This window comes from Vreelandella venusta, from assembly GCF_015689495.1.
Taxonomy (GTDB): domain Bacteria; phylum Pseudomonadota; class Gammaproteobacteria; order Pseudomonadales; family Halomonadaceae; genus Vreelandella; species Vreelandella venusta.
The window spans coordinates 580,558-595,797 of the sequence record NZ_CP065135.1 but is presented as its reverse complement, the minus strand read 5'-3'; the positions used below and the strand labels follow the sequence as shown (position 1 = coordinate 595,797).

At 53.7% G+C, this 15,240-nt stretch carries 12 protein-coding genes; 1 reads left to right on the top strand and 11 read right to left on the bottom strand.

The window, feature by feature from the left end; genetic code table 11:
• Positions 1 to 10: 10 nt before the first annotated feature.
• The 6 genes from IR195_RS02900 to rho all read right to left on the bottom strand — a co-directional run bounded on the left by IR195_RS02900 (position 11) and on the right by rho (position 5,487).
• On the bottom strand, positions 11 to 1,090 hold the full coding sequence (locus IR195_RS02900) for a 3-deoxy-7-phosphoheptulonate synthase (RefSeq protein ID WP_146944162.1): 1,080 nt from the start codon (positions 1,088 to 1,090) through the stop codon (positions 11 to 13).
• Between the two features lie 3 nt (positions 1,091 to 1,093).
• Positions 1,094 to 1,270 carry a hypothetical protein gene (locus IR195_RS02895; RefSeq protein WP_206048696.1) on the bottom strand — a complete coding sequence of 59 codons (177 nt, stop codon included), beginning with the start codon at positions 1,268 to 1,270 and terminating at the stop codon, positions 1,094 to 1,096.
• Between the two features lie 376 nt (positions 1,271 to 1,646).
• Positions 1,647 to 1,775: a hypothetical protein gene (locus IR195_RS20520; protein WP_264298868.1), complete on the bottom strand. Its 129-nt coding sequence runs from the start codon at positions 1,773 to 1,775 to the stop codon at positions 1,647 to 1,649.
• A 67-nt stretch (positions 1,776 to 1,842) separates the two neighbouring features.
• Complete coding sequence (locus IR195_RS02890; protein WP_206048695.1) at positions 1,843 to 2,622, bottom strand: NAD(P)H-flavin reductase; 780 nt, start codon at positions 2,620 to 2,622, stop codon at positions 1,843 to 1,845.
• 42 nt (positions 2,623 to 2,664) lie between these two features.
• Positions 2,665 to 4,158 carry a 4-hydroxy-3-polyprenylbenzoate decarboxylase gene (gene ubiD / locus IR195_RS02885; RefSeq protein ID WP_125745473.1) on the bottom strand — a complete coding sequence of 498 codons (1,494 nt, stop codon included), beginning with the start codon at positions 4,156 to 4,158 and terminating at the stop codon, positions 2,665 to 2,667.
• 69 nt (positions 4,159 to 4,227) lie between these two features.
• The gene (gene rho, locus IR195_RS02880) at positions 4,228 to 5,487 is read right to left on the bottom strand and encodes a transcription termination factor Rho (RefSeq protein ID WP_038481222.1); all 1,260 of its coding nucleotides are present in this window, start codon (positions 5,485 to 5,487) and stop codon (positions 4,228 to 4,230) included.
• 464 nt (positions 5,488 to 5,951) lie between these two features.
• On the opposite strand from rho, the gene ppx reads away from it, so the two are divergent.
• A complete protein-coding gene (gene ppx / locus IR195_RS02875; protein ID WP_125745471.1) occupies positions 5,952 to 7,487 on the top strand; it encodes an exopolyphosphatase in 1,536 nt (511 codons plus the stop codon).
• Here ppx and tilS read toward each other — a convergent pair.
• The 5 genes from tilS to lpxB form a co-directional block, all read right to left on the bottom strand.
• Positions 7,468 to 8,760, bottom strand: a complete 1,293-nt coding sequence (gene tilS, locus IR195_RS02870) for a tRNA lysidine(34) synthetase TilS (RefSeq protein WP_206048694.1) — start codon at positions 8,758 to 8,760, stop codon at positions 7,468 to 7,470. The two genes, ppx and tilS, sit on opposite strands and share 20 nt — an antisense overlap.
• Entirely contained in the window at positions 8,741 to 9,697 is a 957-nt protein-coding gene (locus IR195_RS02865; protein ID WP_038486504.1) for an acetyl-CoA carboxylase carboxyltransferase subunit alpha, read from the bottom strand. The genes tilS and IR195_RS02865 overlap by 20 nt, the downstream gene beginning before the upstream one ends.
• A gap of 173 nt (positions 9,698 to 9,870) precedes the next feature.
• On the bottom strand, positions 9,871 to 13,374 hold the full coding sequence (dnaE, locus tag IR195_RS02860) for a DNA polymerase III subunit alpha (RefSeq protein WP_125745467.1): 3,504 nt from the start codon (positions 13,372 to 13,374) through the stop codon (positions 9,871 to 9,873).
• 38 nt (positions 13,375 to 13,412) lie between these two features.
• A complete protein-coding gene (gene rnhB, locus IR195_RS02855) occupies positions 13,413 to 14,030 on the bottom strand; it encodes a ribonuclease HII (protein WP_206048693.1) in 618 nt (205 codons plus the stop codon).
• Complete coding sequence (gene lpxB / locus IR195_RS02850; protein WP_206049737.1) at positions 14,020 to 15,219, bottom strand: lipid-A-disaccharide synthase; 1,200 nt, start codon at positions 15,217 to 15,219, stop codon at positions 14,020 to 14,022. The genes rnhB and lpxB overlap by 11 nt, the downstream gene beginning before the upstream one ends.
• Positions 15,220 to 15,240 lie beyond the last annotated feature (21 nt).

Genomic DNA, 15,240 nt, shown 5'->3' with positions numbered 1-15,240 from the left:
GATTACTGGGTTAACTCATTCGCTCGGCAGCGGTTTTAAGCAATCGTTCTGTGGTTTCCCAACTTACACAGGCATCGGTCACCGAGACACCGTAGCGCATCGCGTTAGGCGACAGCGCTTGCTTACCTTCAAACAGGTGGCTTTCGAGCATTAGCGCCACCAAGTTGGCATCGCCTGCCTTGCGCTGTGCCAACACGTCGAGCAGCACTTCACTTTGGCGTCGGTGATCTTTTCGTGCATTAGCGTGACTGCAGTCCACCATTAAGCGAGGGTTCTGCCCGGCGTCTCGTAGGGTATTCACCGCTGCACGCACATGATGCGCCTGGTAGTTAGGCTCGCCATGACCACCTCGTAACACCACATGCGTATTGGGGTTACCAGCCGTTTCCTGCATGATCGGGCGTCCTTCATTATCCATGGCGAAACGCTGATGGGAATGAGCCGCTGCCTGCATAGCATCAATGGCAACCTGAACGTCGCCGCTGGTCGCATTTTTGAACCCTACGGCTGCCGCAAGGTCGCTTGCCAGCTCGCGGTGTAACTGCGACTCAGTGGTACGCGCACCAATGGCAACCCAGCTCAGCAGGTCATCTAAGTAGGGGGCTAACATTGGCTGTAATAGCTCTGTGGCCACCGGCAGTCCCCGCGAGGCAACCGCGTGCATAAGCTCACGGGAGAGGGTGATGCCTTTTGCCATATCACCACTGCCATCTAGCCCAGGATCGTATGCCAACCCCTTCCAACCGACGGTGGTACGCGGCTTTTCTACGTAAACCCGCATGACCGGTAATAGTTGCTCACTCACTTCTTCGCTTAGCGCAGCCAACCGATCGGCATACTCTAATGCGGCTTCTGGATCGTGGACGGAACAGGGGCCAACAACGACTAATAAGCGCTTATCTTGACCATTCAGGATACGTTGAACCGCTTGGCGCTGGCTGGCAATTTGCTCACCCAGTTGGCTATTGATAGCGACACTGCGGCGTAGCTCTGCCGGCAAAGGCAATGGCTGCGATGAGCTTGAGGGGCCGTTCGTTAACGACGTTAGGTTTGACAAGGTTGTGCAAGCAGGGCGGACATGGGCATTCATAACTTAACTCTCCGGAAGCGTGTGACATCGTGATAACAACAACTTGCCACCTTGGCTTGCACGGTCGGAGGTGGCAGCTTGCACCGACCGCGCGTCGCTAAATCGCCAGCCATAGCCATAACCGATATAGTTGGCAGTATTGGCGAGCAGATTAGCGAGAGAGTGTGCGCGGTACATCATGATGCAGCTCCTTGATGAAATGTCTGTGAAACCCAAATAGTTAAACCAAATAAACCGTTAAAACGAAAGAAGCCTCGGTTGGGCTACCAACCGAGGCTTCTTTGCATGCGGCAGGCAACCTAGTCGGTGTGCCTGATGGCGCGACGCTACTGGTCGGCCAGGGGCACACCGTGGCTAAACCAATAGGCAGCGTAAAAGAACGCAGCAACGCACGCCCAAGCACTAGCCGCCGATACCGGCATTGCTTGTGTGTGGCAAGTGCATTGTGCTGTGTGCATAGCTACATCCTAATTTATAAGTCTAATTCACGTTGCTCATCGCAAACGATGACATCTAAGTGTTTAATCCTGCCTGCATAGAAGCAAAATGGCAACCTTCAGCCGCCAAACGCTTGTACCCAACCAATCGTTGCCGGCAGTGCGCTCATGCTAACCAGGACCACAACGCCGAGCACAATAGAAAGTAAACCTGATTCGTCTTTGAAGTTGTCGTCATGGTGGGCCATGAAAGCCTCCTTTTTTATCGGTATCGGTTATCAGCACATACCGTGCGTCAGTTATCGGCCAATCATTTTAGTGAGGGCGAGGAGCGTAGGCAAATACATCCGAGAACATTCTCTCACTACTGATGTTTTTTCGCTCGAACACATCAACGCAGGCGTACACCATCCCCGGCGAGCCTGATAGGAAGATATCACAATCGCTGGGCGTTAACTGAGCCCTTGCAAGCTGGCTCTCAAGGGCATCTTCCAGCACGAGGTCAATGCGTCCTTGATGGTGCGCTATTCGTTCACCAACCGCCAACGGCTCGGTAAGCGGAAACTCTGTCACGGCTTGAAAAGCAACGTTGGCATACTGTTGTGCCCATTCACAGGCCAAGTCTTCAGCATAGAGATCGCGGTGTTCGCGGTTTGCCCACCATAGCGAAATAGGCCGAGCAGGTTGCTGCCGCAGCGCCGCCTCTACAATGGCTTTCATCTGTGCAAAACCAGTGCCTGCTGCGACCAGCAGTAGCGGGCGCTGGCTTTCGATGTCCAACACACATTGGCCACTGGGTAAACGTACGGTCAACTGATTGGCTACCTGCAACAGCTCTCGCAGGCGAGCAGAGTTGTCACGCTCAGGCCAGTGCTGAATATGCAATTCGATGATGCCATCGCCACGTTCAGCGCTGGCAATTGAAAACGGCACCCAGGTGTTATCGTCTAGTTGCAGCTCTAAATACTGACCAGGCGCATGCTGCATAGCTTCTGGCCGCCCTTCCAGGGTCACTCCAAAGACATCGGGATTTAAATCCTCAACGGCGGTTACCTGGCAGGTTAACGTCTTGCAAGTTGGCGTGCTTGCGCTCATGAAAGCCTCTTTATGAAGAATCGTCCGACCTGCGCCACTGGGTTAGCCGTGGCGAGGTGTGGGTAACGGGATATCAATGCCCAACTCGTCCCAACGCTCGTCAACGCGAGTCTTTATCGAATCGTCCATCACGATGGGTACCCCCCACTCTCGATCCGTTTCGCCTGGCCATTTATTAGTGGCATCGAGCCCCATTTTAGAGCCCAACCCGGACACCGGAGAGGCAAAATCAAGGTAATCAATGGGGGTATTTTCCACCATCACGGTATCCCGTGCAGGATCCATACGCGTGGTAATTGCCCACATCACGTCTTCCCAGTTACGCGCGTCGACGTCATCATCCAGCACAATGACAAACTTGGTGTACATAAACTGACGCAGAAAGCTCCAAACCCCCATCATGACGCGCTTGGCGTGACCTGGATACTGCTTCTTCATGGTCACAACGGCCATCCGATAGGAGCACCCTTCCGGCGGCAGGTAGAAGTCGACAATTTCCGGGAACTGCTTACACAGGATCGGGACAAACACCTCGTTAAGCGCGACGCCCAGAATAGCTGGTTCATCGGGTGGGCGGCCGGTATACGTGGAGTGATAAATCGCGTCCCGCCGCATAGTCATCCGCGTGACGGTAAAAACGGGGAAGTGATCGACTTCGTTGTAATAACCGGTGTGATCACCAAATGGCCCTTCCGCTGCCATATCGTCGGGGTAAATAAACCCTTCCAGGATGATTTCTGCGGATGCAGGCACTTCCAGATCAGCATGTCCACATTTGACAAGCTCTGTGCGTGAACCGCGAAGAAGCCCAGCGAACGCATACTCGGAGAGAGAGTCGGGTACCGGCGTGACGGCGCCCAAAATCGTTGCCGGATCAGCCCCCAGAGCCACCGCCACGGGAAATGGCTCACCAGGATGTGCTTTTTGAAACTCAAGAAAATCCAGCGCACCGCCGCGATGGGAGAGCCAACGCATAATCAGGCGGTTTTTAGCAATTTTCTGTTGGCGATAAATACCGAGATTTTGACGTTTTTTATGCGGACCTTTGGTAATCACCAATGGCCAAGTCACGAGTGGCGCCGCATCGCCCGGCCAGCAGTGCTGAATCGGCAAACGATCTAAGTCAACCTCATCGCCTTCAAACGATCGCTCTTGTACCGGCGCTCGTTTAACGATTTTTGGCCCCATACTTAGCACTTGCTTGAAAATCGGCAGCTTGTCCCAGGCGTCTTTTAAACCTTTGGGCGGATCAGGCTCTTTTAGAAACGCCAGTAGCTTACCCACTTCGCGCAGCGCCTCTACCGAGTCTTGCCCCATGCCTAGCGCAACCCGTTTTGGTGTACCAAACAGGTTGCCCAGCAACGGCATGTCATGCCCCTTCACATTTTCAAACAGCAGTGCGGGACCACCGGCACGTAATGTCCGGTCGCAAATCTCGGTAATTTCCAGATAAGGATCAACTTCTGCTTTAATTCGCTTAAGCTCACCCTGCGCTTCAAGTGCCGCAATAAAATCGCGCAAGTCGTGGTACTTCAAGGCACTCTCCTCAAGGCACTTCCCGGGCTGTCAGACGTTTATCGCTAGTGCTTGGCCGTAATGCAGCGCCTAGCGGCGCTTCATCGCTTCAAAGAACTCCAGATTCGTCTTGGTATCTTTCAGACGATCAATCAGGAATTCTGTAGCAGCCGTGTCTTCCATCGGGTTGAGCAGCTTGCGAAGGATCCACATGCGCTGCATTTCATCTTCAGACGCTAGTAGATCTTCGCGCCGAGTACCGCTGCGACGGATGTTGATCGCGGGGAACACGCGCTTCTCAGCCAGCTTGCGATCAAGGTGCGCTTCCATGTTGCCGGTGCCCTTGAACTCTTCAAAGATGACTTCGTCCATTTTAGAACCGGTATCAACCAGTGCAGTGGCAATAATCGTCAGGCTACCACCCTCTTCGATATTACGCGCGGCACCGAAGAAACGTTTTGGCTTCTCAAGAGCGTGGGCATCCACACCACCGGTTAGCACTTTGCCAGAGCTGGGCACCACGGTGTTATAGGCACGCGCCAGACGAGTGATAGAGTCGAGTAGAATCACTACGTCCTTCTTATGCTCTACTAAGCGCTTAGCTTTTTCGATAACCATTTCTGCAACCTGCACGTGGCGGGCAGGAGGTTCATCGAAGGTAGAGGCAACCACTTCGCCACGCACAGTGCGTGACATTTCGGTCACTTCTTCAGGACGCTCATCGATCAGCAAGACAATTAGGTGGCACTCAGGGTTATTGCGCGTAATGGATGTCGCAATATTCTGAAGCATCAGTGTCTTACCGGCTTTGGGCGGTGACACCAACAGACCACGCTGGCCTTTACCAATCGGCGCAGTCAGATCAATGATACGCGCGGTAAGATCTTCGGTAGAACCGTTACCGATCTCCATGCGCAGCCGATCATCCGGGAACAGCGGCGTTAAGTTCTCAAAGAGAATCTTATGCTTGGCATTTTCCGGACGATCAAAGTTGATCTGGCTAACTTTGAGCAGGGCGAAGTAGCGCTCACCCTCTTTAGGCGGGCGAATTTTGCCGGAAATGGAGTCGCCTTTGCGCAGATTGAAACGCCGTATCTGAGACGGCGATACATAGATATCGTCCGGTCCAGCGAGGTACGAGCTATCAGCGCTACGCAAGAAGCCGAAGCCATCCTGAAGGATTTCCAGCACACCATCACCATAAATATCCTCTCCACTTTTAGCATGCTTTTTGAGGATGGCGAAAATGATGTCCTGCTTGCGCGAACGGGCTAAGTTGTCGATACCCATCTCGCGGGCGATATCGAGCAGCTCGGGAACGGTTTTTTGCTTGAGTTCAGTGAGATTCATCGGTGTGTTAGAAAGTTGCTCATGAAAGCTAGGCGACAAGCGCCGGGAATAAGACAGGAGGCGTGGCCAAAAGTTGGGCTAAGCGCCGAGTGATGCGTTCAGAACCCTATCTAGGCACACGCTCAGATACTGAAAGCTAGACAGTCTTGAAGCAAATGCCAATAAAGGAGTGACGGCATCAACGACTGTTTAACGTGAGGGTGCTAAAAAACTAGTTAATCTGATCGGCACAGAAAATGCTGTTTCAGCGGGTTATCTGACGACTTGGGCATCTGGCTGATGCCATTGGATACGTACTGCTCGGAATACCCGAGTAATACGCCTGTTTAATAGGCAAACAAGTTAGCTCGGATCAAGCCAGTAGTTCGATGGTAGTCAAGGCCCGCGATAAACGCAAGTCTTTGACAATTGACAATACCAATGAGGCACCGCAACCTTGGCATAGCCACTAGGAAGGAAAGCCCATGCCCAAGGAAATTTCGCTCCCTCTCACCGCGCCGTCGGCTGAACTGGATAACACTGAACCGCAGCGCTTAGCCGCCATCGACCTGGGTTCTAACAGCTTCCACCTGCTGGTCGCTAACTATCAAAACGAGCGCCTTCAAGTCGTCGCCAGGATGGGTGAAAAGGTTCAGTTAGCCGCTGGGCTAGACGAGGACGGCTATTTAAACGAGGCAGCCATGCAGCGCGCGCTGGATTGCCTGGGCCGTTTTGCACCATTTCTCAACGATATTGAGAATGCCAATTTGCGCATTGTCGGTACAAATGCGCTGCGCGATGCCCATAACAGCCAAGCGTTTATCGAGCGTGCCGAAGCACAGCTTGGCCACGCTATCGAAATTATTGCTGGCCGCGAAGAGGCCCGACTTATTTATTTAGGCGCTGCCCACGCGCTAGCCGAAAATGGCCGCCGTTTGATTGTCGATATCGGCGGCGGATCGACGGAATTTATCATTGGCGAAGCCTTCGAGCCCAAAGCACTTGAGAGCTTACGCATGGGCTGCGTCACCTTCAGCAGCCGCTTTTTCCCTGATGGCGAACTTAGCGAAAAGCGTATGCGTCGTGCTGAGCTGTCTGCGTTGTCTGAACTGGCCAATATCCAGCGTCCCTACCTACGCCTTGGCTGGGATGATCCCGTGGGCTCTAGCGGAACGATAAAGGCCGCTGCAAGCGTGCTATATGCTTACGGCGATTCGCCCCAAGAAGGTGTTATCACCCGGAGTGGGTTGAAAAAGCTGCGTGAACGCCTACTAAAATGCAAACAGCTGGAGAAAGTTGAGCTAGAGGGTCTAAAACCTGACCGAGCAAAAGTCTTTCCGGCAGGTATCGCCATTTTAAACGCTATTTTTGAAGCCTTTAATCTTTCCCAAATGCGCTTTGCAGACGGCGCCCTGCGCGAAGGAGTGCTTTATGACATGGCAGGACGAAATAGCGCGGAAGATACCCGTTCTAAAAGCCTAGATGCATTGAAGCGGATTTATGATGTTGATTCTCGGCAGGCAGAAAATGTCGCCGACACGGCTCTTCGCCTATTCAATAGAGTAAAAAAATCCTGGGGATTAACAAAAGAGCAAGGCCACTATCTTGTCTGGGCAAGCCATGTGCATGAAATTGGCCTGGCTATTTCGCATAGTCAATTCCATCGCCACGGCGCCTATTTGCTAGAACACTCCGATCTAGCTGGTTTTTCACGCCCTGAGCAGCGTCTACTGGCGTTTTTAGTGCGCGCCCATCGACGTAAGTTTCCGACTAAAGAGTGGCAGGCACTGCCTGCCTCACACCAGGAAGGTTGTGCCAAACTTGCTCGCCTACTGCGCCTTGCCGTGCTTATTAATCACTCGCGATCTGAAAATCCTCCGCCGCTACCAGAGATCAGCGCAGAGGGTGAAGCACTGCTGATGACGCTACCCTCCAGCGATGAACCGACGCTGTTAAGTACCGATATGGAGCAGGAACAGGCCTATATGACAGCGGCTGGATTTACGTTTTCGGTTGCGTAGATGTAGGGGCAAGCACAACGCCTTCAGCCTGCCACAATACGTTGGCAGGCGGTTGAATCACGCCCAAGCACAACTCATCTTGCATCACCACAATCAAACGCTCGCGCTCCCAGGGCGGCACTCCCTGCTCTTGGAGCAAGCGTTTAACGTCACGCCGTCCACGCTCCTTTAACGTAATCACTTCACCACCGCGTCGCCAACGCAATGTTACGCGGCGCGGCGGCGCCAGCGATACTTCCAACCTGCCCAACGGGGTTAACTGCCCTGGCACGCCTTCCCACTCAACTTCCCACTTAGGCAACGGCTTAAGCGGTGCCATGAGATAGAGACGGCGCCGCCATAGCCGCGCGTTGCACCCCGGCCATACAACCTTCACCTGGGCGTCTTTCGCCGCAGCTAACTGCGCTAGCAGGCTGTCGAGACGTTTTTGCGGAGGGGTTGGGAGCGCTAGCTGTTGACAAAGCGTACGAATGAGCAGTCGTTGGCGCGGTAAAGAGCGTTGGCTAAGCAGGGTGGCATCCATGCAGTGCTCTCCGCGCATCAGCGTTGCTAGCTCTTCCGCGGCATAGGCTGCCAATAGCTGGTCTGCCTCACCGGCATGCTGGGCGCTGTTGGCAAGGGCCCGCGCAGCGCCAGGCCAACGAAGCTGTAATGCTGGCATCACCTGATGACGTAAGCGATTGCGATCAAACGCGATGTCTCGGTTTGTCGGATCTTCGCACCAACTGATTGATAATCCATGCGCTGCATCAGCCAACGTCTGTCTGCTGACACTCAACCAGGGCCGCAGCAGAGTGAGTCCCTGCCATTCACGACGAAAAGGCATGCCCGCCAAGCCACGCACGCCACTACCGCGCAACGCGGCCAGCAGTAATGTCTCGGCTTGGTCATCTTGGTGCTGGGCCAGCCATAGCGTATCGCCAACGGGAATATGCGCCATAAACGCTTGGTAGCGCGCACGCCGCGCTGCGCCCTCTATGCCCTCGCCCTGAACGTCCACAGCCACGTTTGCCGTTACTAGCGATACACCAAGCGTATCGCACAGCGTTTGACAATGCGCTTCAAAGGCTTGGGCTGCGACCTGTAAGCCATGATTGATATGAATCGCCCGCATAGGGCGACGCGCATCTCGACAAACCTGAGCGGCCAACGTTAGCAGCAACGAAGAGTCCAACCCACCGGACAGCGCTATCCAAATAGTACGCCCTGGCGGGGTCTCCGCCAGGGCGTCATTCAGTAAACGTAACAGCGACTTAGGCGGCTGGGGCGCCATAGCTCATTAACCGTTTATAGCGGCGCTCTAGTAGCGCATCGCTGTCAAAGCTTTGCAGACGCTCCAGACTATTAGCTAAAGCCTCTTTAACGCGCTCAGCCGTCGTCAGCGGATGGCGATGAGCACCACCCAACGGCTCTTTAATTAGCTCATCAACAAAGCCAAGCTCTTTAAGGCGCTCAGCAGTGATCCCCATGGCTTGGGCGGCATCAGATGCTTTTTCAGCGCTCTTCCAAAGAATAGACGCACAGCCTTCCGGAGAGATAACCGAATAGGTGGAGTACTGCAGCATATGCAGCTCGTCACACACACCAATCGCCAGCGCGCCACCAGAACCACCCTCCCCCACTACGGTGGAGATAATCGGTGTTTTCAGGCGTGACATCACCGCCAAATTATACGCAATGGCTTCCGACTGACCGCGCTCTTCCGCATCGATCCCTGGGTAAGCCCCAGGCGTATCGATAAACGTTAGAATGGGCATTTTAAAGCGTTCGGCCATTTCCATTAAGCGACAGGCTTTACGGTAGCCTTCTGGGCGCGGCATGCCAAAGTTGCGACGTACTTTCTCTTTAACATCGCGTCCTTTTTGATGCCCAATGACCATCACCGGCTGATCATTCAAACGAGCAACGCCTCCGACAAGGGCGGCATCATCGGCAAAGTTACGGTCGCCGTGAAGCTCATCAAAGTCAGTAAAAATATGCTCAAGATAATCCAGCGTATAAGGGCGCTGCGGATGGCGAGATATCTGGGACACCTGCCAGGGGGTTAAATCCTTGAAGATCGATTCGGTTAACTTACGGCTTTTCTCTTCCAGCCGAGATATCTCATCGGAGAGATTAACCTGGCTATCGGAGCTGACCAAACGCAGCTCCTCAATTTTTGCCTGAAGCTCGGCAATGGGCTGTTCAAAATCGAGATAGTTAGGATTCATCGGCTCTGCCTGTAAGCTGCCTATAAAAAAAGAAGCCTTGTCGAAACGGGCATGTATGGTGGGCATTATCGCACCCTTAACCTGCCACGCAAGGCAGTACTCTTTCAATTAGCGTGCTGCACCGCCATTTAGCACTCAGTTTGACGGTGGCACGCGCATGTTTATAGCATTTGTTAACGATAGCGTAGCTGAACGCCAACCTGCCCCTGCACATCACGTAGGGCCAACAATAAGTCATCGCTGGGAGCTACTTTCCATTCTTCGGCCAGTGCCAGCCAGCCAACCGCTGCTGAGTGGCGATACTGCAGCCGCACCGGCAATCCGTCGGTATCGCGGTATGGCGTCAAACTCTCGCGTAGGCTATCGACCAAACGACCGTTGATCTGTTCAGCATCTAATGCAAGCTCTACTGCTTCGCCATAGCGAATCCGTGCGGTCACCATCGGCGTAACGTCTTTGCCCCGCAAGCGCAAACCGCCGGAGAAGTCATCGTTGGATACCTCACCTTCAACGATAATCACTTGGTCAGATTCGATTTGGCCCCGCAGTTGCTCAAATAGTTCGCCAAACAGAGAGGCTTCGATACGCCCAGTGCGATCGTCCAGCGTGATAAACGCCATGGTATCGCCACGCTTGGACTTCATGGTGCGCATGGCTACCACTAAGCCAGCCACCCGCTGCGGCTCACGAGAGGCCTTCAAATCACTAATGCGAGTAGAGACAAAGCGCTTTAGCTCTCGCTCATATTCATCAATGGGATGGCCGGTCAGATAGAGGCCCAGCGTATCTTTTTCACCTGAAAGCCGCTCACGATCTGTCCATTCACGGGCGCTTCGATACTCAGCATAAGGATCCGTTTCATCCTCTTCCGCAGTAAACGCATCGCCAAACATATCTAGCATACCCAGATTTTGGTTGGCATGGTTTTGAGCAGCAGCTTTCAAGGCATCTTCCATCGCGGCGGCGAGCACCGCCCGATTAGGGCCAAGATTATCCAGTGCGCCAGAGCGTATCAGCGCTTCCAGCGTGCGCTTGTTCATCCGCTTTGGATCAATGCGGCGACAAAAATCGAAAAGATCTTTAAATGGGCCATCGGTGCGACGGGCTTCAACAATCGCACCAATCGGGCCTTCACCGACACCGCGAATGGCACCCAGGCCATAAACGACGCGCCCTTCCGTATCAACGGTGAACTTGTAGCCACCAACATTAACATCCGGCGGTGTGACGGTAAGCTTGAGGTGGCGGCACTCCTCAATTAGCGGCACCACTTTGTCTAGGTTATCCATTTCCGTTGACATAACGGCGGCCATAAACGGGCCAGGATAGTGCGCTTTCAGCCAGGCGGTTTGATAAGACACCAAGGCGTAGGCGGCAGAGTGCGATTTGTTAAAACCATAACCGGCGAATTTCTCAACAAGATCAAAGATATTGCCAGCAAGATCTTTATCAATACCGTTGGCGGCACAGCCTTCCATAAAGCCTGAACGCTGCTTGGCCATCTCTTCGGGCTTTTTCTTACCCATGGCGCGGCGCAGCATGTCTGCCTGCCCCAGTGAATAGCCAGCCATTACCTGAGCAATCTGCATGACCTGCTCTTGGTACAAAATAATGCCGTATGTCGGGCTGAGTACCGGTTTTAACAGGTCATGCTGATAATCTGGGTGTGGGTAAGAAACTTCGGAGCGGCCATGCTTACGATTGATAAAGTCATCAACCATGCCGGACTGTAGCGGACCTGGGCGGAATAGCGCCACCAGGGCGATCATATCGTCGAGGGAGTCTGGCAGCAGGCGCTTAATCAGCTCCTTCATACCACGAGATTCCAACTGGAAAACGGCGGTGGTTTCCGCGCGTTTAAGCATCTCAAAGGTTTTGTTGTCGTCCAGCGGGATAGCGTCAATGTTAAGTGGCGCTTGACCGTTTACCCCTCGCACTTTATCGACCATTTCCAGTGCCCAGTCGATAATCGTCAGCGTCCGCAAGCCCAAAAAGTCGAACTTTACTAGCCCCGCGTCTTCGATGTCGTTTTTATCGAACTGCACCACAAGACCGGAGCCATCTTCATCGCACAACAGCGGCGAGAAATCGGTCAGCTTGGTGGGCGCGATAACAACGCCCCCCGCGTGCTTACCGGTCCCCCGGGTGGTGCCCTCTAGCTTGAGGGCCATTTCCCAGATCTCTTCGGCTTCTTCGTCGTTGCCGATAAACTCTTTCAGTGCCGGCTCTTGCTCTATCGCTTTAGCCAGTGTCATACCCACTTCAAAGGGGATCAGCTTAGAGAGTTTATCGCCCAAAGAGTAAGGCCGCCCTTGGGCGCGCGCCACATCGCGCACCACCGCTTTTGCAGCCATGGTGCCAAAGGTGACAATCTGAGATACCGCATTGCGGCCATAGCGGTTCGCGACGTACTCAATCACTTTGTCGCGCTTTTCCATGCAAAAGTCGACGTCAAAGTCGGGCATGGAGACACGCTCGGGGTTAAGAAAGCGTTCGAACAGCAGATCGTAGCCAATAGGATCAAGATCGGTAATTTTTTGCGCGTAAGCCACTAATGAGCCCGCACCGGAACCACGCCCTGGGCCGACTGGCACGTTGTTATCCTTGGCCCACTGGATAAAGTCCATCACGATCAGGAAGTAACCAGGAAAGCCCATTTGGATAATAACGTTGAGTTCAAACTCAAGCCTGTCACGGTAGCGTTGATCAATTTCTCGGTAGGCATCGCTATCGCGCGGGTACTGTTCAACAGGAAATAGGAAATCTAACCGTTCAGTGAGGCCGTCATGGGAGACTTTGCGGAAAAACTCATCCTGAGTCATCCCTTCGGGAATTTCGAACTCAGGTAGGAAAATTTCGCCCAAGCGTACATCAACGCTACACCGCTCGGCGATCATAACGCTGTTCTCAAGCGCCTCAGGAATGTCCGCAAACAGTGCTGCCATCTCTTCAGGACTTTTTAGATACTGCTCTTCGGTGTAGCGTCGCTCACGGCGCGGATCATCCAAGGCCTTACCTTCACCGATAGCAACGCGGGTTTCGTGCGCCCAAAAGTCCTCGCGCTCTAAAAAGCGCACGTCATTGGTCGCGACCACGGGGATATTCGACTCAATCGCCAACTTCACACTCGCGTGAACGCAATCTTCTTCAAGTGGCCGCCCGGTGCGAATTAACTCCAAGTAAAAACGGTCTGGAAAGGCCTGCTGCCACTCCTCTAACAGCTCTCGGGCTTCGCGCTCATGATCAGACAGTAAGTGGCGACCTATCTCGCCGTCACGTCCGCCTGATAGCGCAATCAGTCCTTCGCTTTGCGCTAGCACCCACTGTTTATCCAGAATAGCGCGCCCTTGGCGCTGGCCATCGGTCCACCCTTTAGAAATCAATTCAGTGAGATTGCGGTAACCAACATCGTTCATCGCTAGCAGCGTAATACGATATGGGTGGGCCTCATCATGGGGGTTATATAACCATAAGTCGCTACCGATGATGGGCTTAAGGCCAGCGCCCTGCGCCGCTTTGTAGAACTTAACCAAACCAAACAAGTTAGCTTCATCGGTTAACGCCAGAGCCGGCATCCCGCGCTCAGCGGTGGTACTGACCAATGACTTGAGTTTTACCAAGCCATCAACCAGGGAGTATTCACTGTGCAAACGTAGATGAACAAACGGAACCGTCATGGGACTCTCAGCAACAAAGCTAGATAAATAGAAAATGCTTACAGCAGCGCTAACTGACGCTGAACCGGCGCAAAGCTCCGGCGGTGTTCGGCAAGCGGCCCGTAGGCAGCCAGTGCCGCTAAATGTTCTTTCGTTGGATAACCTTTATGGCGGGCAAAGCCATAATCAGGATAGCGCAGATCAAGCTCAGTCATCTGAGCATCTCTGGCCACCTTGGCTAAAATTGACGCAGCGGCGATCGCAGGATGGCGGGCATCGCCTTTAACCACCGCTTGCCCAGGAAGCACGTGCCCAGGCAACCGATTACCATCGACCAATAAATATTCAGCCGCGGGTGTTAAAGCATCAATGGCACGCCGCATAGCAAGATGAGTGGCATGGTAGATATTTAGCTGATCAACCTCAGCAGCACTGGCCTCGGCCACAGCAAACGCTAGCACACGTTCGCGAATCAGCGCATCCAACGCTTCGCGCTTTTTAGCGGTGAGCTTTTTTGAGTCCGTCAGCCCCTCAATAGGGCGACTAGGATCAAGAATCACCGCCGATGCCACAACACTGCCAATCAGAGGCCCACGGCCAACTTCGTCAACGCCCGCTAAGAAGTCACCACGATAGTCGATCACTAAGGGGGGATAGTCAGTCGGCTTAACGGCCATGGTCCCCCCCGTTATGGCAAGCTATTGCGTCGCTATCCAATGGCTGGCCCGCTACCAGAGAGGTAATTGCTTGTGCCGCCCGTTGGCTGGCATTGCGCTGTAACGCACAGTGCATATCGGCAAAGCGTGCCTCTAGAGCGTTACGTTCCTGGGCATTATTAAGCATTTCGTCGAGCCGATCAGCGATCGTTGCTGGTGAAGCGGCGTCCTGAATCAACTCAGGCACAACGCCCTCTTGAGCAATCAAATTGGGCAGTGAAATCCATTGTGTTTTCACCAAGCGCTTTGCCAGCCAATGAGTTATCGACGCCATTTTATAAGCCACCAACATTGACCGATGACATAGCATGGCTTCTAGTGCGGCGGTGCCCGAGGCCAGCAACACAGCATCGCTGGCCACCATCGCCTCACGAGCCTGACCTTCCAAGAGCATGATACGTTCGCTTAGCGTCGGGTAGTTTGCCAAAAGCTGGGTGATTTCTTGATAACGCTGATCGGTCGCTGCGGGAATGACCACACGTAACGCCCCATTACGCTGACAGAGCAGTTCAGCAGCGCGTAAAAATGTATCACCAAGAAAGCGTATTTCATTACCCCGCGAACCAGGCAATATTGCCAGAACAGGAGTTTGAGCAGGCAGTGCGAGTGTTTGGCGAGCCGCTTGGCGATCATTTTCAAGCGGTAATTCATCCGCTAATGGATGACCAACAAAAGCAACCGGCACCTGGTGCCGATGGTAAAAGTCAGCCTCAAACGGCAGTAGCGTCAACATGCCATCAACCGCCTTGGCGATCTTTTTCACCCGCCCTTGCCGCCAAGCCCATACCGAAGGGCTGACATAATGGGCGGTCTTTAACCCGGCCGCACGTAGCTGTTTTTCAAGGCCAATATTGAAGTCAGGCGCGTCAATGCCAATCATAATATCCGGCTGCCAAGCGAGCGCTTCTTCGCGCAGCGTGCGACGCACGCGGATCAGCTCTGGCAGGTGCTTGATGACTTCAACAAGCCCCATCACCGATAATGTTTCAAGGGGAAAGCGACTCGTCAGGCCATGCGCTTCCATGCGAGGACCACCCAGCCCACGAAACTCAATGTTTGGGTGACGCAGCTTCAGCTCGTGCATCAACCCTGCCCCGAGGATATCGCCGGAGAGTTCGCCTGCAACAATATAGACGCGCTGAAGTGTCATGATGACGGGAGAAGTAGTGGC

Bases quoted from the DNA above. Each gene is read 5' to 3' on its own strand.
- IR195_RS02900 (WP_146944162.1), bottom strand. From the start codon at position 1,090: ATGAATGCCCATGTCCGCCCTGCTTGCACAACCTTGTCAAACCTAACG.
- IR195_RS02895 (WP_206048696.1), bottom strand. From the start codon at position 1,270: ATGATGTACCGCGCACACTCTCTCGCTAATCTGCTCGCCAATACTGCC.
- IR195_RS20520 (WP_264298868.1), bottom strand. From the start codon at position 1,775: ATGGCCCACCATGACGACAACTTCAAAGACGAATCAGGTTTACTTTCT.
- IR195_RS02890 (WP_206048695.1), bottom strand. From the start codon at position 2,622: ATGAGCGCAAGCACGCCAACTTGCAAGACGTTAACCTGCCAGGTAACC.
- rho (WP_038481222.1), bottom strand. From the start codon at position 5,487: ATGAATCTCACTGAACTCAAGCAAAAAACCGTTCCCGAGCTGCTCGAT.
- ppx (WP_125745471.1), top strand. From the start codon at position 5,952: ATGCCCAAGGAAATTTCGCTCCCTCTCACCGCGCCGTCGGCTGAACTG.
- tilS (WP_206048694.1), bottom strand. From the start codon at position 8,760: ATGGCGCCCCAGCCGCCTAAGTCGCTGTTACGTTTACTGAATGACGCC.
- IR195_RS02865 (WP_038486504.1), bottom strand. From the start codon at position 9,697: ATGAATCCTAACTATCTCGATTTTGAACAGCCCATTGCCGAGCTTCAG.
- dnaE (WP_125745467.1), bottom strand. From the start codon at position 13,374: ATGACGGTTCCGTTTGTTCATCTACGTTTGCACAGTGAATACTCCCTG.
- rnhB (WP_206048693.1), bottom strand. From the start codon at position 14,030: ATGGCCGTTAAGCCGACTGACTATCCCCCCTTAGTGATCGACTATCGT.
- lpxB (WP_206049737.1), bottom strand. From the start codon at position 15,219: ATGACACTTCAGCGCGTCTATATTGTTGCAGGCGAACTCTCCGGCGAT.